Source organism: Cellulomonas sp. NPDC055163 (genome assembly GCF_053607065.1).
This window is the reverse complement of sequence record NZ_JBSGSU010000002.1, coordinates 289,510-311,760: the sequence shown is the minus strand read 5'-3', so window position 1 is coordinate 311,760 and position 22,251 is coordinate 289,510. Positions and strand designations below refer to the sequence as shown.

Here is a 22,251-nt window from a genome sequence, read left to right as displayed (position 1 = left end):
GGCCTGCCGAGGCGCTACCGGGCCGGTGTGCGGCGGCACCGGTGGGCGGCCGCGTCGGTGGGCTGTCGGGCGGGCGTGCCACCGCCACCGCCACCACCACGGCGGCCGGCGCAGGAGCGCCCCGCGCGCCGCCTATCCTGGGCGGCATGTCTGGTGGACCGCTCGTGCTGGGGATCGAGACGTCGTGCGACGAGACGGGGGTCGCGCTCGTGCGCGCGCACGACGACCGCAGCGAGCTGCTCGTCGACGCGGTCGCGAGCTCGATGGACGAGCACGCACGGTTCGGCGGGATCATCCCGGAGATCGCCTCGCGCGCCCACCTCGAGGCGATGGTGCCGACGATCGAGCGTGCCCTCGACGAGGCCGGGGTCGCGCTGACGGACGTCGACGCGGTCGCGGTGACCGCCGGCCCGGGGCTCGTCGGGCCCCTGACCCTCGGGGCGTCGGCGGCGAAGGCGCTCGCGCTCGGGCTCGGCGTCCCGCTGTACGGCGTGAACCACGTGATCGGGCACGCGGCCGTCGACGAGCTCGTCGACGGGCTGTTCCCGGACCGGGTCATGGCGCTCGTCGTCTCCGGCGGGCACTCGAGCCTGCTGCTCGTCGACGACGTCGTCACCGGCGTCACGGAGCTGGGGTCGACGCTCGACGACGCGGCGGGCGAGGCGTTCGACAAGGTGGGCCGTCTCCTCGGGCTCCCGTACCCGGGCGGCCCGCACATCGACCGGCTCGCGCGCACCGGCGACCCGACGGCGATCCGCTTCCCGCGGGGACTGACCGCGCCCAAGGACCAGGCGGCGCACGCCTACGACTTCTCCTTCTCGGGGCTCAAGACGGCGGTGGCGCGCTGGGTCGAGGCCCGGCAGGACGCCGGTGAGCCGCTCCCGCTCGAGGACGTCGCGGCGTCGTTCGCGGAGGCCGTCGCGGACGTGCTGACCGCGAAGACGATCGCCGCGTGCCGCCGGCACGACGTGTCGACCCTCGTGGTCGGCGGTGGATTCTCGGCGAACTCGCAGCTGCGCGAGATGGCCGCGAAGCGCTGCGCCGAGGCGGGCATCGAGCTGCGCATCCCGCCGATCCGGTACTGCACCGACAACGGCGCGATGATCGCGGCACTCGGCGCGGCGGTCGTGCGGCGCGGGCTGCCGGCCTCGTCGCTGGACCTCGCGGTGGACTCCTCGATGCCGCTCACGCAGGTCCTGGTCTGAGCTTCGGGAGCGCACGCCGGCCGTGCCGCCTCGACCGCTGCGGGTCGACTGTCCCGAGTCGACGGAAGCGGGTCGACGGAAGCGGGTCGACGGAAGCGGGTCGGCGGGGGCGGACGGCCGACGAGGGCGCCCGCCTCACTCCGCCGGCGCCGTGCGACGGGGCAGGAGCCGCCAGAGCCGCGAGCCCAGCGCGAAGCCGACGGCGGCGAGACCTCCGACGAGGAGCGCGCCGCGCAGCGTCAGGCTCGTGCCGAGCGACAGCTCGTCGTCGGTCGCGGTGACCGTCGTCGGCGCGCCGAGGTGCTTCAGCGTCACGGTCCCGCCGCCCTGGGCGAGAAGGGTGTCGACCGCTCCGCCCCAGTACGCGAGCAGGCAGACCCATGCGCCGAGGAGCACCAGGCCGAGGACGAGGCCTCCGTCCCAGTAACGCGGTCGCTCGCGGCCGAGCTCCGCGTGGTAGCCGGCGGCGAGGCGACGCGGCGAGCCGAGGTCGCCCAGGGCCCGCTCCATGCCGATGTCCGCCGCGGCGGCGTCCATGTCGGTGACGAGGGACCGGGCGATCCGGCGGTACTCCTTCGGGGGGTAGTCCTGCATCGCGAGCTCGAAGCGCAGGCGGTACCAGTCGCGCCGGAGGCGGTCGCGCAGGCCGAGCCGGGCGGGGGCGGTGACGGTCATGGGGACTCCTTGCTGGACGCGGGGGTGCCCGGGAGGGCCCGGGTCAGCACGGCGTCGACGGTGGCGACGAGCTCGCGCCACGCCGTCACGGCGTCGTCGAGCTCCGTGGTGCCCGTGGGCGTGGGGACGTAGTACTTGCGGGCCGGGCCTGCGGAGGACGCGACGAGCCGTGAGGCGATCAGCCCGTCGCGCTCGAGCCGGGTCAGCACGGGGTAGACGGTCCCGGTGGTGATGTCGGTGAGTCCGTCCGCCTGGAGCCGGGTCACGAGCTCGTAGCCGTAGGACTCGTGCTCCGCGAGGAGCGTCAGGACGAGGATCGGCAGCACCCCCTTGAGGAGCTGAGGATCTCGGGGAGCGGTGGGCACGGAGTCAGGTTATACCCACTAGTCGGCATAACCAAGTAGCGGGAAGGGCTCACCTGGGTCGGGTCGGTGAGGAGCTCACGGCCGTCGGGGCCCCCGGCACGTGCGCGGTCGGCACGCGCCGTCGCGCCGCCGTCAGAGCGGGCGGCCCGCCCGCATCTCCGCCACGAGCGCCGCCACCACCGCGTCGAGCTCGCCGCCGTGCCGCCGGGCGACCGCGCGCTGGCGCTGGTACGACGCCCCGCGCCGCAGGATGACGCGCACCGCGTCGAGCTCCGCCGTGCAGCCGAGCCGCTCCGCGACCGGCGCGAGCTCGACGAGCAGACGCTCGACCGCGTCCGTCACGAGCTCCTCGTCGCCCGCGGCGTTCACGATGACGATCGCGTCCATGCCGTAGCGCGCCGAGCGCCACTTGTTCTCCTGGACGAACCAGGGCTGCATCGTCGGGAGCGCCTCGCCGCGGTCGAGCATCGAGGAGAAGTGCTCGACGAGGCAGTGCGTGAGCGCCGCCAGCGCCGTGACCTCGAGCAGGTTCGAGGCGCCGTCGCACACGCGGGTCTCGATCGTGCCGAACCGCGGCGACGGCCGCACGTCCCAGCGCACCTCGTCGAACGCGTCGATCACGCCCGTGTGCAGCATGTCGGCGACGTAGTCCTCGAGCTGCTCCCAGCGCTCGAACTGGAACGGCAGGCCCGCGGTCGGCAGCTGCTGGAACATCAGCGCACGGTTCGACGCGTACCCCGTGTCGCGCCCGCCCCAGAACGGGCTCGACGCCGAGAGCGACTGCAGGTGCGCGAAGCACGTGAGCAGCGCGCGCGAGATCGGCAGGACCTTGGCGCGGTCCTCGATGCCGACGTGGACGTGCACGCCGTAGATGAGCATCTGCCGGCCCCACCACTGCGTGCGGTCGATGAGCGTCGCGTACCGCTGCTTGTCGGTGACCTTCTGCTGCGCCCACCGCGCGAACGGGTGCGTGCCCGCGCACATGAGCTCGACGCGCAGGGGGTCCGTGACCGCGCGGACCTCCTCGATCGCGCGCGCGAGGTCGGCGCCGGCCTCCCCGACGGTCCGGCACACGCCCGAGACGACCTCGACCGTGTTGAGCAGCAGCTCCTGGCGGATCGCCGGGTGCTCGCGGCCGTCCGCGGGCCGCACCGCGTCGAGCACCGTCTGGGCGACCTGCCGCAGGTCGCCCGAGTCGGCGTCGACGAGCGCGAGCTCCCACTCGAGCCCGACCGACGAGCGCGCCGACCGCGCGAACGGCAGCTCGAGGCGGTTCATGCGCGGTCCTCTCCCGAGCCGGCCGCGTCGCCGCCGGCTGTCTGCTCGCCCCCACCGGTCGAGAGCACCGGCTCGACGACGAGCACCTGCTGCGTCCCGGCGACGCGCGTGAGCACGATCGTCGACTCGTGCGGGCCGCGCAGGTCGAGCTGGCGCCGGAGCTGCTCGGGCACGACCGCGGTGCCGCGCTTCTTGATCGTGAGGCGGCCGACGCCGCGCTCACGCAGGTAGGTGCGCAGCCGCTTGAGGCCGAAGGGCAGCGTGTCGTGCACCCGGTAGGCGGTGGCGACGGGGCTGTCGTGGAGCGCGTCGGACGTCACGTAGGCGATGGTGCGGTCCACGAGCCGTCCGTGCACGCGCGCGGCGACCTCGCCGACGAGCCCGGCGCGGATCGCGGCGCCGTCGGGCTCGTAGAGGTAGCCGCCGACAGGCCCCACGTCGGGGACCGGCGGGCCGTCGGGTCCGCTGCGGAGCACGTGCGTGCCGCCGGCGCCGAGCACGAGCGCGCTGCGGCCCGGCCCCTCGGGCGCGAGCGGGCCGAACCAGAGCCCGACCTCGACGACGTCGCCGTCGACCGAGACCCACTGCGCCTCGGCGTCGTCGGGCAGCGCGCTGTGCGGCAGCCCGGGCCCGAGCTTGAGCCCGAGCGACGGCACGGTGGCGCGCAGCGCGAGCAGGGCGTCGAGCGAGGGCGCGTAGGCGTTCGGGTCGAACACCCGGCTGCCCAAGGAGGTGCGCCGTGCGGGGTCGGCGTAGAGCCCGTCGACGCCTTCCCCGGCGAAGTCGGTCACGAGCCCGTCGCCGTGCCGGACCTCGGCCTCGGGGAAGTGGCGCAGGTTGACGGTCGCGACCGACGCGGTGACCTCGTCGACGTCGGTCGCGAGCACCGTGAGCCCCATGCTCGCGAACGCCATGGAGTCGGCCCCCACGCCCGACGTGAGGTCGGCGACCTTGGTGATCCCGGCGGCGGTGTAGCGGCGCGCGTGGTGCGCGGCGACGACGAGCCGGGTCGCCTGCTCGAGGCCCGCGGGGGTGAAGAGCATGCCGTCGGCGAAGTCACCGAACTTGGCGTGCGCCTTGGCCCGGAGCCGGGACTGGGTGAGCGCGGCGGCCACGAGCTCGGCGTCGACGCCCTCCTTGCGCAGCCGCTCCGACAGGGCCATCGCGCGGTGCTCGTCGTAGGGGGGCAGGGCGCTCAGCAGCGCCCAGCCCGTCGGGCTCAGGAGCTTGGCGAGGCCGGTGGCGTCCATGCGGCGATCCTTCCACGCCCGCTCCGGCAGGGCTGCCCGGCGTGGCGCGCAGGCCGGGCCGCCGCACCGGTCTGGCACTCGCCTTGACCGAGTGCTAACCGCTTCCTAGAGTGAGGCGCGCTGGCACTCTCAGGTCGAGTGTGCCAGCAGCACCGGCCGGCTCCCCGGCACCCGCGACGACGGGCGAGCCACACGGTGCGTCCTGGACATCACTGAAGAACTCACATGCGAAGGGGAGGTCCGCTGTGTCGGTCTCCATCAAGCCGCTCGAGGACCGCATCGTCGTCAAGGCCCTCGAGGCCGAGCAGACCACGGCGTCCGGTCTCGTCATCCCGGACAGCGCCAAGGAGAAGCCCCAGGAGGGCGAGGTCCTGGCGGTCGGTCCCGGTCGCGTCGACGACAACGGCAACCGCGTCCCGCTGGACGTGGCCGTGGGCGACAAGGTCATCTACAGCAAGTACGGCGGCACCGAGGTCAAGTACTCCGGCGAGGAGTACCTCATCCTCTCGGCGCGCGACATCCTCGCGGTCGTCGTCAGCTGACGCCCGGTCAGCGCTGCTGACCGCGTGACGAAGCCCCTCCCGGCCTGGCCGGGAGGGGCTTCGTCGTGCACGGGTCGAACGCATCGCCAAGGGCCGAGCGCGCCGGGGCGTGCGAGCCGCGGGTCGTGGCCGGCGACGTGCGTGCCCGTGGCCCGACTCGGCGCGGAGCCCAGCGGGCCCGGACATGCACGAAGCCCCTCCGGCAGAACCAGGAGGGGCTTCGGCGACGTGGGCCCGCGGTGAGCGGGCGGTCGTGCGGGTGCGGCGCGTGCGTCAGACGGCGGCCTGGCGCGTCGACGGCCGGGCGAGGATCGCGGCACGCTCGTCCTCGGAGAGCCCGCCCCAGACGCCGTACGGCTCGCGGACGGCGAGCGACTGCTCGCGGCACTCCTTGAGCACGGGGCACGTGGCGCAGATGGCCTTGGCGGCCTCCGCGCGGCGACGGCGGGCCGAGCCGCGCTCACCCTCCGGGTGGAAGAACAGGTTCTCGTCGGCGTCGCGGCAGGCGCCCTCGAACTGCCACTCCCACAGGTCCATCACCGGTCCGGGCAAGCGCGAGATCTCAGCCATGAGGTCCTCCTTGACGAGCTGTGCGCCGGCGGGGGTCCCGCGGGCGGAAGTTGTGTCGACGAGAGATCCGGGCTGGGAAGCCCTGATCTGCTGCGTCTGAAGCGAGACACTACAACCGCGTCAGAAGTTGTTCAAGCCCCCTGTTCGATAACGCTTCAGGGACGGGGCGCACCTGACCAACTTGGTCACGTGCCCGACTCGCTCCCGGAACGCGTTGGCGACCGCGTCAGGACCTGGGCACAATCGCTTCATGGCAACCGCGGACGAGTCCGGCTCGGCGTCCGCAGACCCGTCGCCGCCCGGCGCGGGTGAGGCTCCGGCGCTGACCGTCGCCGCCGTCGCCCGGCGGCTCGGGGTCGCCCCGGCGACCCTGCGGACCTGGGACCGGCGCTACGACCTGGGACCCTCAGCGCACTCCGCCGGCTCCCACCGGCGCTACACCGCCGAGGACGTCGCGCGCCTGCTCGTCATGCGCGGGCTCACGCTCGACGGCGTCGCGCCGTCCGAGGCCGCCCGCGTCGCGCGCGAGTCGCACGTGCACCCCGACGTCGACGGCCTCACGGCCCCCGCTGCGCCTCGCCCCGCCGCCCCGGCCGGACATCGCGAGACCGCCGCACCCGCGAGCCCCACGCTCGTCGTCGACGCGGCGCTGCGCGGAGACGAGGCCGGGGTGCGGCGGCTGCTCTCGCCGCCCGAGCCCGGCGGCGTCATGGCGTGGTGGACCGAGCTCGTCGAGCCGGCGCGGCACGCCATCGCGTCGCGCACCGTCCTCGCCCGGGCGGGGGAGGACGCCGACGGCCTCGTCGTCGCCGCGGTGCTCGCCGGGCTGCGCGCGCGCACGGCGCCGCTGCAGAACGCCCACGTCGCCGGACGCCGGGTCGTGCTGCTGCTCGCTCCGCCGGGGGAGGAGCGCCCCCTCGTGCTGCACATGCTCGCCGCCGCGTTCGCGGAGCGGTCGGTCGACGCGCGCATCGTGGCCGGGCGCGTCGAGCAGAACCGTCTCGTGGAGATCGCCACCATGACGCGGCCCGCGGCGGTCGTGCTCGTCACCACCCAGACCGCACCCGAGCTCGCCGTCGTCGCGGCGCTCGCGGCGGCGCACCCGCACGTCCCGCAGTTCGTGCACGTGCCCGACGACGCCGCCGCGGAGCACGTCCCGCTCGACCGGACGGTGCACCGGTCGCGCTCCCTCCCGGGCCTGTTGCACGAGGTCCTGGCCGTGAGCTCGTGACGGACATCTGTCCAGCTTTGGGCCCCCGGACCCGTCCTTTCACCCGTTCGGTGGACTAACCTTGCGGAGCGCTGCGTCGATACACAGTCGACGGCCGACGGATGCTCCGCGGCCAGGAGGAGGGATCTGATGGCTGGAGTCGTGGTCTGTCACGGCTCGACGACGGTGCGCGAGCGCCTCGTCCTGACGGCCCTCGGGGTCCCCTCGCTCGCACCTGTCCGGGCCGCGGCCTCGGTCGACGAGCTGGTGACCCTCGCGAGGCGCATGCCGCCGACCATCGTGCTGCTCGACGCGCACCTCGGTGGCGTCGGTCCCATCGAGGCGATCCGCCGGCTGCGCTCGGTCTCGGGCGCCACCACGGTCGTGCTGCTCGCGACGCCCGGTGACGAGGTCGCCCTCGACCGGGCCATCGCGATCGGCGCCCGCGGCTACCTCGCCCCCGACGTCGGCCGCGCGGAGCTCTCCGCGGTCGCCGCGCACGTCCTCGCGACCCCGGTCCTGCCCGCCGCCGTCCCGGTCGGCGCGCGCACCGAACCGGCGACGGGCGTCATCGAGGCGCTCACCGAGGTCCCCGCGCAGGCGCACGCACCCGAGACGGTCTCGCTCACCAAGCGCGAGATCGAGGTGCTCATCGGCATGAGCAACGGCCGGTCGAACTCCCAGATCGGCGCCGAGCTCTTCCTCTCCGAGGACACCGTCAAGACGCACGCACGACGGCTGTTCCGCAAGCTCGGTGCGGCCGACCGCGCGCAGGCCGTGGCGATCGGTCTGCGCCGGGGTCTCATCCGCTGACGCGTCCCAGGGCCGGTCGCGACCCGTCCCGCGGCTCGGCCGTGACCCGTCCCAGGGCTCGGTCCTGACCCGTCCCGCGGCTCGGTCCGGTCCCGTCCCGCCGCTCGGTCGGGGCCCGTTCCGGGCGCTGTCCGTGTGACGGGCGGCACCGCGGACGGCCGGACCCTGCGGCGTATCATCGCCGGATGAGCGACGCTGGCACCCCCGGATCCGTTGCGCCGGCCGACCCGTTCGGCTACATCGGCCTCACCTACGACGACGTGCTCCTCCTCCCCGGGGAGACGGACGTCATCCCGAGCGAGGTCGACACCACGACCCGCCTCACGCGCGAGATCTCGATCGCGATCCCGCTGCTGTCGGCGGCGATGGACACCGTCACCGAGTCGCGCATGGCGATCGCGATGGCCCGCCAGGGCGGCATAGGGATCCTGCACCGCAACCTCTCGATCCACGACCAGGCGCACCAGGTCGAGCTCGTCAAGCGCTCCGAGTCCGGGATGGTCACCGACCCGGTCACGGTCGCGCCGGACGCGTCGCTCGCCGAGCTCGACGCGCTGTGCGGCAAGTACCGGGTCTCGGGCCTGCCGGTCGTCGACGACGGGCAGCGCCTGCTCGGCATCATCACCAACCGCGACCTGCGCTTCGTGCCGTCCTCGGAGTACGAGACGCGCACCGTCCGCGAGGTCATGACCCCGATGCCGCTCATCACGGCGCCCGTGGGGATCGAGCGCGACGACGCCGCGGCCCTGCTCGCGAAGCACAAGATCGAGAAGCTCCCGCTGGTCGACGCCGCGGGCGTCCTGCGCGGGCTCATCACCGTCAAGGACTTCGTGAAGTCCGAGCAGTACCCGCTCGCCACGAAGGACAGCGAGAGCCGGCTCGTCGTCGGTGCCGCGGTCGGGTTCTTCGGCGACGCGTGGGACCGCGTCACGACGCTCGTCGAGGCGGGGGTCGACGTGCTCGTCGTCGACACCGCCAACGGGCACGCGCGCCTCATGCTCGACATGGTCCGCAGGATCAAGTCCGACCCCGCGACGCGCGGTGTCCAGGTCATCGGCGGCAACATCGCGACGCGTGAGGGCGCCCAGGCGCTCGTCGACGCGGGCGTCGACGCGGTCAAGGTCGGCGTCGGGCCGGGCTCGATCTGTACGACGCGCGTGGTCGCCGGTGTCGGTGTGCCGCAGGTCAGCGCGATCTACGCGGCGTCGCTCGCCGCGAAGCCCGCCGGGGTGCCCGTGATCGGCGACGGCGGCCTGCAGTACTCGGGCGACATCGCCAAGGCGCTCGTCGCCGGTGCGGACTCGGTCATGCTCGGCGGGCTGCTCGCCGGGTGCGACGAGTCCCCGGGCGACCTCGTGTTCGTCAACGGCAAGCAGTTCAAGCGCTACCGCGGCATGGCGTCGCTCGGTGCGATGCAGTCGCGCGGCGACCGCCGCTCGTACTCCAAGGACCGCTACTTCCAGGGCGACCTCGCCGACGACGAGATCATCACCGAGGGCATCGAGGGCCAGGTCCCGTACCGCGGCCCGCTCGGGGCGGTCTCGCACCAGCTCGTCGGCGGCCTGCACCAGTCGATGTTCTACGTCGGCGCGCGGACCGTCCCCGAGCTCCAGGAGCGCGGCAAGTTCGTGCGCATCACGTCGGCGGGGCTCAAGGAGTCGCACCCGCACGACGTGCAGATGATCTCCGAGGCGCCGAACTACGCCTCGCGCTGACGCCTGCCGACGCCGGGTCGCCCCACGCGGGCGGCCCGGCGTCGTCGTGCTCGGGGCCCGCTGAGTGCCCGCGTCCTGCGGGGCGTCCGGAAGCGCACCGGGTCGTGCGCCGGACGCGTCCCGGGCTGCGCGGCCGAACGCCGCCGCTCAGCCCACGGGCGCCGGCACGCCCACGGGTGCCTGCACGGCCGGGGTGCGCGTCGGCCACGTCGTCTCCGCGCCCGGGCCCTCGAGCCCGCGGCCCGCGCGCCACGCGTTGAAGCTCTCGGCCCACGCCCGGTGCGCGGTCACCTGGTACTCGTGCAGCGTCTCGAGGTCGAGCGTGCGCAGGTGCGGGAACCGGCCGACGAGCCGGTCGAGCACGTCGAGCGTCGCGACGACGTCGACGTCGGCGGTGTGCAGGGCGCCCGGGTCGACGACCTCGTAGTGCCCGCACAGGTCGACGAGCTTGCGCCGCCCGGGCCGGTAGCGGTCCTCGTGACGGTCCAGCACGAGCGGGTCGATCACGGGCCCGACGGCGCGACCCAGGCGCGCGGAGACCGGGCGCAGGCCGTGGCGGTGCAGCTCGGCGTCGAGCAGGCACAGGTCGAACGACGCGTTGTAGGCGACGACGGGCGTGCCCTCGCGCAGCGCGGCGGCGAGCTCGGTCGCGATCTCCTCGAGCGCACCCGCCGGTGCCGCGCCGTGCGTGCGGGCGTGCTCGGTCGAGATGCCGTGGATCGCGGCCGCCTCGGCGGGGATCTCGACGCCCGGGTCGATCAGCCAGGTCCGCACGTGGGTCCCGTGCGCGTCGCGGCGCACGAGCGCGGCGGTGACGATGCGGTCGTGCTCGACGTCGACGCCGGTCGTCTCGGTGTCGAAGCCCACCAGCGGGCCCTGCGTCCAGCTCATCGTCGTGCTCCTCGCTCGCCCTGCTCGTCCTGCCCCCGCGGCCGGCCGCGCGGTCCGCGCCGTGGCGGGCCACCCGCACCGTGAGCCGCGTCCACCCGCGTCCACCCGCGCCCACCTGCGCCCACCTGCGCCCGGCCCACGGCCACCTGCGCCGCGGCTCGCGCCCACAGTGCCAGCGGGCACCGACACGGAGCGGGACGGCACGCCGGTAACCTGGACCGGTGAGCAACGAGATCGAGATCGGCCGCGGCAAGCGGGGACGCCGCGCGTACTCCTTCGACGACATCGCGGTGGTGCCCTCGCGGCGCACGCGCGACCCCGAGGAGGTCTCGGTCAGCTGGCAGATCGACGCCTACCAGTTCGAGCTCCCGGTGGTCGCCGCGCCGATGGACTCGGTCATGAGCCCCGCGACGGCGGTCGCGCTCGGCCGGGCCGGCGGGCTCGGGGTGCTCGACCTCGAGGGCATCTGGACGCGCTACGAGTCGCCGGAGCCGCTCCTCGCGGAGATCGCCGAGCTCGACAGCGCGGACGCGACGGCCCGCATGCAGGAGATCTACGCCGCGCCGATCGACGCCGACCTCATCGCGCTGCGCCTCAAGGAGATCCGCGCCGCGGGCGTGACGGTCGCGGGTGCGCTGTCGCCGCAGCGCACGCGCGAGTTCTCCAAGGTCGTCGTCGACGCCGGCGTCGACCTGTTCGTCATCCGCGGGACCACGGTCTCGGCCGAGCACGTCTCGGGCCGCGCGGAGCCGCTCAACCTCAAGCGCTTCATCTACGAGCTCGACGTACCGGTCATCGTCGGCGGCGCCTCGACGTACACGGCGGCGCTGCACCTCATGCGGACCGGCGCGGCGGGGGTGCTCGTGGGCTTCGGCGGCGGCGCCGCGCACACCACGCGCACGTCGCTCGGCATCCACGCCCCGATGGCGACCGCGGTCGCGGACGTCGCGGCGGCGCGGCGCGACTACCTCGACGAGTCGGGCGGGCGCTACGTGCACGTCATGGCCGACGGGGGCGTCGGGCGCTCGGGCGACATCGTCAAGGCCATCGCGTGCGGCGCGGACGCGGTGATGCTCGGTGCGGCGCTCGCGCGCGCGACCGAGGCGCCAGGCCAGGGCTGGCACTGGGGGCCCGAGGCGCACCACCCGGAGCTCCCGCGCGGTGAGCGCGTCCGCGTCGGCTCGTCGGGCACGCTCGAGCAGGTGCTCTTCGGCCCCGGCCACACCGCGGACGGCACGCTCAACCTCATCGGGGCGCTGCGGCGCTCGATGGCGACGACGGGCTACTCGGACCTCAAGGAGCTCCAGCGCGTCGAGGTCGTCGTCTCGCCGTACCAGCCGCACTGACGCACGTCGGGGCGCCCGCGCGGCCGGGCGCGGGGCGAGCGCGGCGGGTCGCTGCCGGTCCGTGCCGGTGCCTGCCGGTGCCCGGGATGCCCGGTTACGCTGGCCGGATGGCGCACGACGACGAGCACGTCCAGCTGATCGACCCGGAGACCGACCCGCTCGCGACGTACGTGCTCGAGCCCGACGACGTCCGCACGCTCCTCGCGCGCGTCGTGACGTCGCCGGGCCACGAGACGCGCACGACGTACGCACCGTTCACGGGTGGCCCGATCGCGGCCGTACCGCTCTCGACGCCCGACGACGTCGCGCGCGCCGTCCGGTCCGCGCGCCGCGCGCAGCACACGTGGGCCGCGCTCCCGCTGCGCCGTCGCGCCGAGGTGCTCCTGCGCCTGCACGACCTCGTCCTCGCGAACCAGAGCGACGTCCTCGACCTGGTCCAGCTCGAGAACGGCAAGTCCCGGGCCAGCGCGTACGAGGAGGTCGTCGACGTCGCGCTCGTCGCGCGGCACTACGCCGTCAAGGCCCGCGCCTACCTCGCGGCCCGGCGCAGCGGCGGCATCCTTCCCGGGCTCACGGGCGCGCGCGTGCTGCGCCACCCGCTCGGGGTCGTCGGCGTCATCGCGCCCTGGAACTTCCCGCTGACCCTCGCTCTCAGCGACGTTCTGCCGGCGCTCGTCGCGGGCAACGCCGTGGTGCTGCGCCCCGACCCGCAGACGGCGCTCACGGCGCTGTGGGCCGCCGAGCAGCTCGAGGCCGCGGGCCTGCCGCCCGGGGTGCTGCAGGTCGTGGTCGGCGACGGGCCGTCCGTCGGCGCTGCGGTCGTCGAGCACGTCGACCAGGTCAGCTTCACGGGGTCGACCGCGACCGGCCGGGTCGTCGCCCGTCAGGCCGCGGAACGGCTGATTCCCGCGACGCTCGAGCTCGGCGGCAAGAACCCGATGTACGTCGCGGACGACGTCGACGTCGAGACGGCCGCGGAAGGTGCGGTGCGGGCGTGCTTCGCGAGCACGGGCCAGCTGTGCGTGTCCATCGAGCGCCTCTACGTGCACGAGGCGGTCGCCGACGAGTACCTCGCGGCGTTCGTCCGCCGCACGCGCGCGCTGTCGCTCGGCGCCGGGCTCGACTACGTGGCCGACGTCGGGTCGCTCACGTCGGCCGCTCAGCTCGCGACCGTCGTCGAGCACGTCGAGGACGCCCTGACCCACGGCGCGCGCGTGCTCGCGGGCGGCGTGCACCGCACCGACCTCGGGCCGTTCTTCTACGAGCCCACGATCCTCGACGGGGTCACCGAGGACGCCCGGGTGCACCGCGAGGAGACGTTCGGGCCGGTCGTGTCCGTGTACCGCGTCGCCTCCGACGACGAGGCCGTCGCCGCGATGAACGACAGCGAGCTCGGCCTCAACGCGAGCGTGTGGACGCGCAGCGGCCGGCGCGGGGCCGCGCTCGCCGCCCGGGTGCGCGCGGGCACGGTCAACGTCAACGAGGGGTACGCCGCGGCGTGGTCCTCGCTCGGTGCGCCGCAGGGCGGGCGGGGGCAGTCCGGCATGGGGCACCGGCACGGACCCGAGGGCCTGTGGGCGACGACCGCGCCCCAGACCGTCGCCGTGCAGCGCGGCGTGCACGGGTTCGCCGGGCTGCCGGGCGTGGGCCTCCGGCGGGTCTACGAGCTCGACGCCGAGCAGTGGACGGCGATGCTGACCGGCGCGCTGCGGGTCATGAAGGCGCTGCGCCGGCCGTGACGGGTGGTTCGGCGGACGGCGGCGCGGCGGAGGGCGGTGCGGCGGGCGGCGGTGCGGCGGCTGCGACGGGCGGTGTGGCGGGCGTGACGGGTGGTTCGGCGGACGGCGCTGTCGCGGAGGGCGGTGCGGCGGGCGGCGGTGCGGCTCCTGCGGGCAGCGTCCAGGCGGGGTGGCAGGCGACCGCCGCGGCGGACGCGCGCGGGCCGGTCGACCTGTCCGGGTACGCGGTGCCGACGTTCGGGCGGAACCTGCTGCCCCCGCACGTCGCGGGGGTCGTGCCGGGTGCCCGGAGCCGGCTGGACGTCGCGTACTCGCTGATCCGCGGCGTCCGCCCGCTGCTGCTCGACCTACACGTGCCGGCCGGCGACGTGCCACCGACCGGCTGGCCGTGCGTCGTGTGGGTGCACGGCGGCGGGTGGGAGGAGGGGCACCGGCGCTCGACCCCCGAGGGGTGGCCCGAGCGGTGGCTGTTCGCGGCGCTCGTGGGCGCGGGACTGGCGGTCTCGACGGTGGACTACCGGCTCTCGGGTGAGGCGCGGTTCCCCGGGCCTCTCGACGACGTGTCGGCCGCGGTCCGCCACCTGCGCCTGCACGCCGTGCCCCTGGGGCTCGACGCGGACCGGTTCGCGCTCGCGGGCGAGAGCGCCGGCGGACACCTCGCCGGGGCCGCAGCGCTCGCGGGGTACGGCAGCATCGGGGGCCGGGTCCAGGCGCTCGTCCTGCTGTACACGCCGACGGACCTCGTCGCGCAGGTCGCGAGCAAAGGGCTCACCCCGGAGCAGGAGGCCGACACCCCGGAGGCGCGCCTGCTCGGCGGGCGCCCGGCCGACCTCGCGGACGACGAGACGAGCCAGCGCGCGTCGCTGCACCTGTTCGCCGGTTCGTGGGGCGCGCCGCAGCCCCCGGTCCTGCTCGTGACCGGCGACGCCGACCGCACCGTCCCGCCCGCGCTGAGCCGGCGCCTGCGCGACGACCTCGTCGCCGCCGGCGCACCCGACGTGACGCTCGACGTCGTCCCGGGCGCCGACCACTGCCTCGTCGGGGTCGACCCCGTGCCGGTCCTGGAGCGTGTCGTGGCGTTCCTCGCCGACCGGCTGCGACCCGAGGTGGCCGCGCGCACCCCGCGCCACGTGCCGGCGTTCGAGCAGCCGGCGGACGACGAGGACTGACGAGCCGAGCCGGTTCCTCGGCCCGGCGCACGCCCACGCGTGGGGCGCGCACGCGGACTGCCGCGACCGGAGGATGTCCGGACGCGACCATGGGCATGCACGCCCGCCCGTGCAGCCTGGTGCGGACGTCAGCCCGCCGAGATCGTCTCGACCGCCTGGCGGGCGATCTCGAGCTCCTCGTTCGTCGGGATGACGAGGACGGCGACCTCGGCCCCCTCGGGCGAGATGACGGTCTCCCCGGTGATCCGGCCCGCGTTGCGCTCGGGGTCGACCTCGATGCCGAGGCGCTCGAGGCCCGCGAGCGCGCCGGCCCGGACGTGACGGTCGTTCTCGCCGATCCCCGCGGTGAACACGACCGCGTCGACCCGGCCGAGGTGCGCGTAGTAGCTGCCGACGTAGCCCTTGATCCGGTGGTAGTACACGTCGAGCGCGGTGCGGGCGTTCTCGTCGCCCGCGTCGACGGCCGCGTGCACGTCGCGCATGTCGGTGTGCCCGGCGAGCCCGAGCATCCCGGAGCGGCGGTTGAGCAGGTCGTCGAGCTCGTCGATCGACATCCCGGCGACGCGCGCGAGGTGGAACAGCACCGCGGGGTCGATGTCGCCCGAGCGCGTGCCCATGACGAGGCCCTCGAGCGGCGTCAGGCCCATCGACGTCTCGACCGACCGCCCGCCGCGGACCGCGGTCGCCGACGCGCCGTTGCCGAGGTGCAGCACGATGACGTTCAGGTCGGCCGGGTCCTTGCCGAGGAACGCGGCCGTCCGGCGCGAGACGTACAGGTGCGAGGTGCCGTGCGCGCCGTAGCGGCGGATCGCGTACCGGCGGGCCACCTCGCGGTCGATCGCGTACTCGTACGCGGCGGGTTCGAGCGTGCTGTGGAACGCGGTGTCGAAGACCGCGACGTGCGGGGTCGACGGGAACGCGTGCCGCGCGGCCTTCACGCCCGAGACGTTCGCGGGGTTGTGCAGCGGCGCGAGCGACGAGAGGTCGTCGATCTGCTGGAGGACCGCGTCGTCGATGACCGCGGGCCCGGCGAAGATGCTGCCGCCCTGCACGATGCGGTGGCCGACGGCCGTGAGCTCCGACTCGACGAGCCGCGGGCCGTGCTCCTCGAACAGCCCGAGGACCATCGCCATGCCGGCCTCGTGGTCCGGCACGGGCTGCTCGAGCTCGGTCGTGCCCGCGGGGCCGGTGTGCTTGAGCTTCCCGGTCGGCTGCCCGATCCGCTCGACGAGCCCCGTGGCCAGGGCGTCGTGCGTGTCAACGTCGATCAGCTGGTACTTGATCGAGGACGAGCCGGAGTTGATGACGAGGACGTGGGTGCTCACTGGGGGCCTTCCGGGTCGTTCGCGCGGAGGGCGTCGAGCGCCTGCGCCTGGATCGCGGTGATCGCGACGGTGTTGACGATGTCCTGCACCAGGGCCCCGCGCGAGAGGTCGTTGACCGGCTTGCGCAGGCCCTGCAGCACGGGGCCGACGGCGACGGCGCCCGCGGAGCGCTGGACCGCCTTGTAGGTGTTGTTGCCGGTGTTCAGGTCGGGGAAGACGAACACCGTGGCCCGGCCCGCGACCGCGGAGTCGGGCATCTTGGTCTGCGCGACCGAGGCGTCGACCGCTGCGTCGTACTGGATGGGGCCCTCGACGCTGAGGTCCGGGCGGCGCTCGCGCACGAGCTCGGTGGCGCGGCGGACCTTGTCGACGTCCGCGCCCGAGCCCGACGCGCCCGTCGAGTACGAGAGCATCGCGACGCGCGGCTCGATGCCGAACTGGCTCGCGGTCGCCGCCGAGGAGATCGCGATGTCGGCGAGCTGCTCGGCCGTCGGGTCCGGGTTGACCGCGCAGTCGCCGTACACGAGCACCCGGTCCTCGAGGCACATGAGGAACACCGACGAGACGATCGAGACGCCCGGGACGGTCTTGATGATCTCGAACGACGGCTTGATCGTGTGCGCCGTGGTGTGCAGCGCGCCCGAGACCATGCCGTCCGCGAGCCCGAGCTGGACCATCATCGTGCCGAAGTACGACACGTCCGCGACGATCTCGCGGGCCCGGTCGAGCGTCATGCCCTTGTGCCGGCGCAGCTCGGTGTACTCGGCGGCGAAGCGCTCGAAGAGCTCGCCCGACGCGGGGTCCACGACGTGCGCGTCGCCGAGCCGCAGCCCGAGCTCGACGCCGCGGGCCCGGATCGCGGTCTCGTCGCCGAGCAGCGTGATCTCGGCGACGCCGCGCTGGAGCAGCGTCGACGCGGCGCGCAGGATGCGGTCGTCGTTGCCCTCGGGGAGCACGATCTTCTGGCGCGAGGAGCGCGCCCGGTCGAGCAGCTCGTACTCGAACATGAGCGGCGTGACGACCTCGACGCGCGGCACCTCGAGCGCCGCGAGCAGCGCGGGCCCGTCGACGTGCTTCTCGAACAGCGCGAGCGCGAGGTCGACCTTGCGCTGCGAGTCGCCGCTCAGCCGGCCCCGGGTGCGTGCGGCGGCGCTCGCGCTGCGGAACGTCCCGAGGTCCGTGCGGATGATCGGCAGGCGTGCACCGAGGCCCTCGACGAGGCGCGCCACGGTCGGCGGCGGGTAGAAGCCGCCGTTGAGGATGATCCCGGACAGCGACGGGAAGCCGTCGGCGGCGTGCGCGGTGAGCAGGCCGAGCAGGATGTCGGAGCGGTCGCCCGGGGTGATGACGACGACGCCGTCGTGCAGCCGGTCGAGCAGGTGCTCGATCGACATCGCGCCGACGAGCACGTCGACGACCTCACGGGACAGCAGCTCCTCGTCGCCGACCGTGAGGTGGCCGCCCACGGACTCCATGAGCTGGCGGACGGTCGGCGCCGAGAGGAACGGCTCCTCGGGCAGCGCCCACGCGGGGACCTGCGAGCCGAGGGCCGCCCGCACCGTGTCGAGCGCGCCGGGGTCGCAGCGGTTCGCGACGACCGCGATCGCGTGCGCGTGGTTCGCCTCGAGCTCGGACAGCGAGACCTCGGCGGCCTGGCGCACCGCGTCGGGGGTGCGGCCGTAGCCGCTGACGACGAGCAGGACGGGAGCGCCGAGGTTCGCGGCGATCCGCGCGTTGTACGCGAGCTCGGTCGGGCCGGCGACGTCGGTGTAGTCGGTGCCCACGATCACGACGGCGTCGCACTGGCGCTCGACCGCGTGGTAGCGCTGGACGATCTCGGCGAGCGCCGCCTCGGGGTCCGCGTGCACCTGCTCGTAGGTCACCCCGACGCAGTCGTCGTACGCGAGGTCGACGCCGTCGTGCGCGAGCAGCAGCTCGAGGACGTAGTCGCGCGTGTCCGTCGAGCGGGCCACGGGCCGGAACACCCCGACCCGCTGCACGGTGCGCGTGAGGAGGTCGACGAGCCCGAGCGCGACGGTCGACTTGCCGGTCTCGCCCTCGGAGGAGGTCAGGTAGATGCTGCGGGCCACGGGACGGCTTCTCTCTGTGCTGGTCCCCGGGGTGCCGGGGACGGGGGACGCGGACGGGGCGCCGGGACGGTGGTCCCGACGCCCCGGTGCGTCACTCGTTGTCGCCGCCGGTCGCGGCGGTCGCGCGGTCGTACTGCGTGCCGCTCTCGTCCCGGCCGGTCTCGCCCGCGTCGGGCCAGACCCAGTCGCGCACCTCGGGGATGTCCTCCCCGTGCCGGCGCGTGTACTCGCGGGCCTCGATGCGCCGGTCGTCCATGCGCTGGCGCAGGCTCGCTGCCTTCGAGCGCAGCCCCGGGGTGTGGTCGATGACGTCCATGACCAGGTGGAAGCGGTCGAGGTCGTTGAGCATGACCATGTCGAACGGCGTCGTCGTCGTGCCCTCCTCCTTGTACCCGCGCACGTGGATGTTGGAGTGGCCCTTGCGGCGGTAGGTGAGGCGGTGGATGAGCCACGGGTAGCCGTGGTACGCGAACACGACCGGCTTGTCGGTCGTGAACAGCGTGTCGAAGTCGCGGTCCGAGAGCCCGTGCGGGTGCTCACGCTCGTCCTGCAGACGCATGAGGTCGACGACGTTGACCACGCGCACCTTGAGGTCCGGGAGCTCCTGGCGCAGGATGTCCGCCGCCGCCAGGACCTCGAGCGTCGGCACGTCGCCCGCGCAGCCCAGCACGACGTCCGGGTCCTCGCCGGGCCGCTCGGTGCCGGCCCAGTCCCAGATCCCGAGGCCGCGCGTGCAGTGCGCGACGGCCTGGTCCATCGTCAGGAAGTTCGGCGCCGGCTGCTTGCCGGAGACGACGACGTTGACGTACTGCCGGCTGCGCAGGCAGTGGTCGTACGTCGAGAGCAGCGTGTTCGCGTCCGGCGGCAGGTAGACGCGGACGATCTCGGACTTCTTGTTGACCACGTGGTCGATGAAGCCCGGGTCCTGGTGGCTGAACCCGTTGTGGTCCTGGCGCCACACGTGGCTCGACAGCAGGTAGTTCAGGCTCGCGATGGGCCGGCGCCACGGGATGTCGTCGGTGACCTTGAGCCACTTCGCGTGCTGGTTGAACATCGAGTCGATGATGTGGATGAACGCCTCGTAGCAGTTGAACAGGCCGTGGCGCCCGGTCAGCAGGTACCCCTCGAGCCAGCCCTGGCACTGGTGCTCGGACAGCATCTCGACGACCCGCCCGACGCGGCCGAGGTGGTCGTCGACCTTGTCGCTGACGTACTCCGCGTTCCAGACCTTGTCCGTCACGTCGAACACGGCCTGCAGGCGGTTGGACGCCGTCTCGTCGGGCCCGAAGATCCGGAAGTTGTCGGGGTTGAGGCGGATGACCTCGGTGAGCCACTGGCCCAGCACGCGCGTCGCCTCGCTGATCGAGCCGCCCGGCACGGGCACGTCGACCGCGAAGTCCCGGAAGTCGGGCAGCCGCAGGTCCTTGAGCAGCAGGCCGCCGTTGGTGTGCGGGTTGTCGCTCATGCGCAGGGTGCCCCCGGGGGACAGCGAGGCGACGTCCTCGACGAGGCGCCCGCCGTCGTCGAACAGCTCCTCCGCGCGGTACGAGCGCAGCCAGCCGTCGAGCACCTGGAGGTGCTCCTCGGTGTCGCGCGCGCTCGCGAGCGGGACCTGGTGCGAGCGCCACGAGTCCTCGACCTGCTTGCCGTCGATGACCGGCGGGCACGTCCAGCCCTTCGGGGTGCGGAACACGATCATCGGCCACTGCGGCCGGGTCTCGTCGCCGTCCGCCGCGCGGGCCTTGATCGCGGCGATCTCGTCGAGCACCTCGTCGAGCAGCGCCGCGAACCGGGCGTGCACCGCGGCGTGGTCCTCCTGGTCGAACCCGCCCGTGAACACGTACGGCTTGTGGCCGTAGCCCCGCATGAGGTCGAGGAGCTCCTCCTCGGGGATGCGCGCGAGGACCGTCGGGTTCGCGATCTTGTACCCGTTGAGGTGCAGGATCGGCAGCACGACGCCGTCCGTCCGGGGGTCGACGAACTTGTTCGAGTGCCAGCTCGTCGCGAGCGGGCCGGTCTCGGCCTCGCCGTCGCCGATGACCGTCGCGACCAGCAGGTCCGGGTTGTCGAACGCCGCGCCGTACGCGTGGGACAGCGCGTAGCCGAGCTCCCCGCCCTCGTGGATCGACCCCGGCGTCTCGGGGGCGACGTGGCTCGGGATGCCGCCCGGGAAGGAGAACTGCCGGAACAGCCGGCGCACGCCCTCCTCGTCCTGCGTGATGTCGGAGTACACCTCCGAGTACGTGCCCTCGAGGTAGGAGTTCGCCACCAGCCCGGGGCCGCCGTGGCCGGGTCCCGTGATGTAGATCGTCGACTGCTCGCGCTCCGCGATGACCCGGTTCAGGTGCGCGTACAGGAAGTTGAGGCCCGGGGTCGTGCCCCAGTGGCCCAGCAGGCGCGGCTTGACGTGGTCGCGGGTCAGCGGCTCACGCAGCAGCGGGTTGGCGAGCAGGTAGATCTGCCCGACCGAGAGGTAGTTGGCGGCGCGCCACCACGCGTCGATGCGACGGAGCGTCTCGTCGGAGACGGGGGCGCCGGTGCCGGTCCGCCAGGAGGTGTGCTGCGAGGTCGTCGTGCTCATCTGCTCGTCTCCCCGTGGGTGCTGGGTGCTTGCTCGTCGTTCGTTCCTGCGTGCCCCCGGCACCACGCACGCGCGGCGCGAGTGGTGCCGGTCCCAGCCTTGCGCGGACCAGGACGCCGAGCCGGGACGTCCGACCCAGGCACGACGCCCGACGGTGCGGTGCGCCCACGCGCGCCGCGTCGTCGGTCCTCGCCCATACAACCTCATCGGGGTCCGCGCCGCACGGTCGTGCCCCTCGGCCCCGGGTCGGCCCGCTGCGGCCACGCGCGGGCGTCTGCCCTGGTCAACGCGGTCGTGGGCGTGCGGCGGGCACCTCGTAGGTCCGCCCGTGCGGGCCGCCGGTCGGAGTTCCTGACGGCTGCGCGAGGTACCGTGCAGGCGTGCTCGAACCCGCCGGCCCGGACCGCCTCGACGCTGCGCGCGCGGGGCGTGACGTCGGTCACGCCGCCGAGCCGGGTGCGGCGACTGCGGTCGGTGCCGGGGCTGCTCCCGGGCGGGACGGTGACGCGCGCGACGCGGGCGTCGGTGCGGACGAGCCCGGTGCCGGGGCCCCACCGACGACGTTCGTCCGTGCGGCGCTGCGTCCGCGGATGCTCGTCCTGCTCCTCGTGCTGCTCGCCGCCGCCGCGGTCTGCGCGCGCCTCGGTGTGTGGCAGCTCGACCGCGCCGAGATCCGCGGGGCCTCCGAGGCGGCCGAGCGGCGTGCCGAGCAGGCCGCAGCCGAGCCCGTCGGGATCGGGACGGTGCTGGCGCCGCAGACGACGTTCCGCGGCGAGCTCGTCGGGCGGCACGTCACGGCGAGCGGCGTGTACGAGCCCGCGGGTCAGCTGCTCGTCGAGGGTCGTGCGCTCGACGGACGCACCGGCTACCTCGTGCTCACCCCGCTGCGGGTGCACGACGCGGACCCGGGCGGCGCGGCGTCGAGCCGGGCGGGGTCGGGGGACGCCGGGTCGGCGGAGGCGGGGTCGGGGTCGGGGGGCTCGGGTCAGGCGGGCGCCGGCTCGGGCGACCCGGTGCTCCCCGTCGTGCGCGGGTGGGTCGCGGAGCCGGACGACGCCGCCGCGCTCGCGGTCCCCGACGGCGAGGTCACGGTCTCGGGCTACCTGCAGTCGTCGGAGGGTGCGGGCGACGGCGGCTCGGCGCCCGGACGCACCGACGCGATCAGCTCGGGCGCGCTGGTCAACGCGTGGGGCGGTCCGATCTGGAGCGGCTACCTGGTGCTGACCGGGTCCGACCCCGCTCAGGGCGACGGGCTCGCGCAGCTGCCGCCGCCGACGCGCTCGGGTTCGGGCCTCAACGTCCAGAACCTCGCGTACGCGGCGCAGTGGTGGATCTTCGGCGGCTTCGCGCTCGTGCTGTGGATCCGGATGGTGCGCGACGAGGCGCGGGGCGGCGTCCCGGGGATGCCGGAGGGGGCTCCCACGGCGCCTTGACGTGCTCGGGGAGGTGCCCTAGCGTCACCCGCGTCCGGAAAGCGCTTTCTACAG

At 74.3% G+C, this 22,251-nt stretch carries 18 protein-coding genes; 9 read left to right on the top strand and 9 right to left on the bottom strand.

All coding sequences use genetic code 11. From position 1 onward, the window contains the following. The first annotated feature begins 146 nt into the window (after positions 1-146). Positions 147-1,205, top strand: a complete 1,059-nt coding sequence (gene tsaD, locus ACWFNE_RS05090; protein ID WP_452121380.1) for a tRNA (adenosine(37)-N6)-threonylcarbamoyltransferase complex transferase subunit TsaD — start codon at positions 147-149, stop codon at positions 1,203-1,205. Between the two features lie 135 nt (positions 1,206-1,340). Here tsaD and ACWFNE_RS05085 read toward each other — a convergent pair whose 3' ends face one another. From ACWFNE_RS05085 to ACWFNE_RS05070, 4 genes are all read right to left on the bottom strand, one after another. Then, entirely contained in the window at positions 1,341-1,880 is a 540-nt protein-coding gene (locus ACWFNE_RS05085) for a hypothetical protein (protein ID WP_452121379.1), read from the bottom strand. Continuing rightward, positions 1,877-2,245, bottom strand: coding sequence for a PadR family transcriptional regulator (locus ACWFNE_RS05080; RefSeq protein WP_452121378.1), 369 nt, complete (start codon positions 2,243-2,245; stop codon positions 1,877-1,879). Before ACWFNE_RS05080 ends, ACWFNE_RS05085 begins: the two co-directional genes overlap by 4 nt. A 132-nt stretch (positions 2,246-2,377) precedes the next feature. Beyond that, positions 2,378-3,523, bottom strand: coding sequence for a glutamate--cysteine ligase (locus tag ACWFNE_RS05075; protein WP_452121377.1), 1,146 nt, complete (start codon positions 3,521-3,523; stop codon positions 2,378-2,380). Further along, a complete protein-coding gene (locus ACWFNE_RS05070) occupies positions 3,520-4,773 on the bottom strand; it encodes a THUMP-like domain-containing protein (RefSeq protein WP_452121376.1) in 1,254 nt (417 codons plus the stop codon). The genes ACWFNE_RS05075 and ACWFNE_RS05070 overlap by 4 nt, the downstream gene beginning before the upstream one ends. A 245-nt stretch (positions 4,774-5,018) precedes the next feature. On the opposite strand from ACWFNE_RS05070, the gene groES reads away from it, so the two are divergent. Next, entirely contained in the window at positions 5,019-5,315 is a 297-nt protein-coding gene (groES, locus tag ACWFNE_RS05065; RefSeq protein WP_452121375.1) for a co-chaperone GroES, read from the top strand. A 273-nt stretch (positions 5,316-5,588) separates the two neighbouring features. On the opposite strand, the gene ACWFNE_RS05060 is transcribed toward groES, so the two are convergent. Then, the gene (locus tag ACWFNE_RS05060; protein ID WP_034629095.1) at positions 5,589-5,885 is read right to left on the bottom strand and encodes a WhiB family transcriptional regulator; all 297 of its coding nucleotides are present in this window, start codon (positions 5,883-5,885) and stop codon (positions 5,589-5,591) included. A 250-nt stretch (positions 5,886-6,135) separates the two neighbouring features. On the opposite strand from ACWFNE_RS05060, the gene ACWFNE_RS05055 reads away from it, so the two are divergent. The 3 genes from ACWFNE_RS05055 (at position 6,136) to guaB (ending at position 9,623) form a co-directional block, all read left to right on the top strand. Beyond that, entirely contained in the window at positions 6,136-7,116 is a 981-nt protein-coding gene (locus ACWFNE_RS05055) for a MerR family transcriptional regulator (RefSeq protein ID WP_452121374.1), read from the top strand. Positions 7,117-7,245: 129 nt separating this feature from the next. Then, the gene (locus ACWFNE_RS05050; protein WP_412867551.1) at positions 7,246-7,908 is read left to right on the top strand and encodes a response regulator transcription factor; all 663 of its coding nucleotides are present in this window, start codon (positions 7,246-7,248) and stop codon (positions 7,906-7,908) included. A gap of 185 nt (positions 7,909-8,093) precedes the next feature. Further along, entirely contained in the window at positions 8,094-9,623 is a 1,530-nt protein-coding gene (guaB, locus tag ACWFNE_RS05045; RefSeq protein WP_452121373.1) for an IMP dehydrogenase, read from the top strand. A gap of 147 nt (positions 9,624-9,770) precedes the next feature. Here guaB and ACWFNE_RS05040 read toward each other — a convergent pair whose 3' ends face one another. After that, positions 9,771-10,514 carry an exonuclease domain-containing protein gene (locus ACWFNE_RS05040; protein ID WP_452121372.1) on the bottom strand — a complete coding sequence of 248 codons (744 nt, stop codon included), beginning with the start codon at positions 10,512-10,514 and terminating at the stop codon, positions 9,771-9,773. Between the two features lie 221 nt (positions 10,515-10,735). On the opposite strand from ACWFNE_RS05040, the gene ACWFNE_RS05035 reads away from it, so the two are divergent. From ACWFNE_RS05035 to ACWFNE_RS05025, 3 genes are all read left to right on the top strand, one after another. Continuing rightward, complete coding sequence (locus ACWFNE_RS05035; RefSeq protein ID WP_452121371.1) at positions 10,736-11,860, top strand: GuaB3 family IMP dehydrogenase-related protein; 1,125 nt, start codon at positions 10,736-10,738, stop codon at positions 11,858-11,860. A gap of 107 nt (positions 11,861-11,967) precedes the next feature. Beyond that, positions 11,968-13,599, top strand: coding sequence for a succinic semialdehyde dehydrogenase (locus tag ACWFNE_RS05030; RefSeq protein ID WP_452121370.1), 1,632 nt, complete (start codon positions 11,968-11,970; stop codon positions 13,597-13,599). Continuing rightward, entirely contained in the window at positions 13,596-14,768 is a 1,173-nt protein-coding gene (locus tag ACWFNE_RS05025) for an alpha/beta hydrolase fold domain-containing protein (protein ID WP_452121369.1), read from the top strand. Before ACWFNE_RS05030 ends, ACWFNE_RS05025 begins: the two co-directional genes overlap by 4 nt. Before the next feature lie 128 nt (positions 14,769-14,896). On the opposite strand, the gene ACWFNE_RS05020 is transcribed toward ACWFNE_RS05025, so the two are convergent. The 3 genes from ACWFNE_RS05020 to ACWFNE_RS05010 form a co-directional block, all read right to left on the bottom strand. Beyond that, on the bottom strand, positions 14,897-16,093 hold the full coding sequence (locus tag ACWFNE_RS05020; RefSeq protein ID WP_452121368.1) for an acetate/propionate family kinase: 1,197 nt from the start codon (positions 16,091-16,093) through the stop codon (positions 14,897-14,899). After that, the gene (pta, locus tag ACWFNE_RS05015) at positions 16,090-18,183 is read right to left on the bottom strand and encodes a phosphate acetyltransferase (protein ID WP_452121367.1); all 2,094 of its coding nucleotides are present in this window, start codon (positions 18,181-18,183) and stop codon (positions 16,090-16,092) included. Before pta ends, ACWFNE_RS05020 begins: the two co-directional genes overlap by 4 nt. Before the next feature lie 91 nt (positions 18,184-18,274). After that, the gene (locus ACWFNE_RS05010) at positions 18,275-20,764 is read right to left on the bottom strand and encodes a phosphoketolase family protein (RefSeq protein WP_452121366.1); all 2,490 of its coding nucleotides are present in this window, start codon (positions 20,762-20,764) and stop codon (positions 18,275-18,277) included. 380 nt (positions 20,765-21,144) lie between these two features. Between ACWFNE_RS05010 and ACWFNE_RS05005 the strand changes: the two genes are divergently transcribed. After that, positions 21,145-22,197 (top strand): SURF1 family protein, encoded by a 1,053-nt coding sequence (locus ACWFNE_RS05005; RefSeq protein WP_452121365.1) that lies wholly within the window; start codon positions 21,145-21,147, stop codon positions 22,195-22,197. Positions 22,198-22,251 lie beyond the last annotated feature (54 nt).

Bases quoted from the DNA above. Each gene is read 5' to 3' on its own strand.
- tsaD (WP_452121380.1), top strand. From the start codon at position 147: ATGTCTGGTGGACCGCTCGTGCTGGGGATCGAGACGTCGTGCGACGAG.
- ACWFNE_RS05085 (WP_452121379.1), bottom strand. From the start codon at position 1,880: ATGACCGTCACCGCCCCCGCCCGGCTCGGCCTGCGCGACCGCCTCCGG.
- ACWFNE_RS05075 (WP_452121377.1), bottom strand. From the start codon at position 3,523: ATGAACCGCCTCGAGCTGCCGTTCGCGCGGTCGGCGCGCTCGTCGGTC.
- ACWFNE_RS05070 (WP_452121376.1), bottom strand. From the start codon at position 4,773: ATGGACGCCACCGGCCTCGCCAAGCTCCTGAGCCCGACGGGCTGGGCG.
- ACWFNE_RS05060 (WP_034629095.1), bottom strand. From the start codon at position 5,885: ATGGCTGAGATCTCGCGCTTGCCCGGACCGGTGATGGACCTGTGGGAG.
- ACWFNE_RS05055 (WP_452121374.1), top strand. From the start codon at position 6,136: ATGGCAACCGCGGACGAGTCCGGCTCGGCGTCCGCAGACCCGTCGCCG.
- ACWFNE_RS05050 (WP_412867551.1), top strand. From the start codon at position 7,246: ATGGCTGGAGTCGTGGTCTGTCACGGCTCGACGACGGTGCGCGAGCGC.
- guaB (WP_452121373.1), top strand. From the start codon at position 8,094: ATGAGCGACGCTGGCACCCCCGGATCCGTTGCGCCGGCCGACCCGTTC.
- ACWFNE_RS05040 (WP_452121372.1), bottom strand. From the start codon at position 10,514: ATGAGCTGGACGCAGGGCCCGCTGGTGGGCTTCGACACCGAGACGACC.
- ACWFNE_RS05030 (WP_452121370.1), top strand. From the start codon at position 11,968: ATGGCGCACGACGACGAGCACGTCCAGCTGATCGACCCGGAGACCGAC.
- ACWFNE_RS05010 (WP_452121366.1), bottom strand. From the start codon at position 20,764: ATGAGCACGACGACCTCGCAGCACACCTCCTGGCGGACCGGCACCGGC.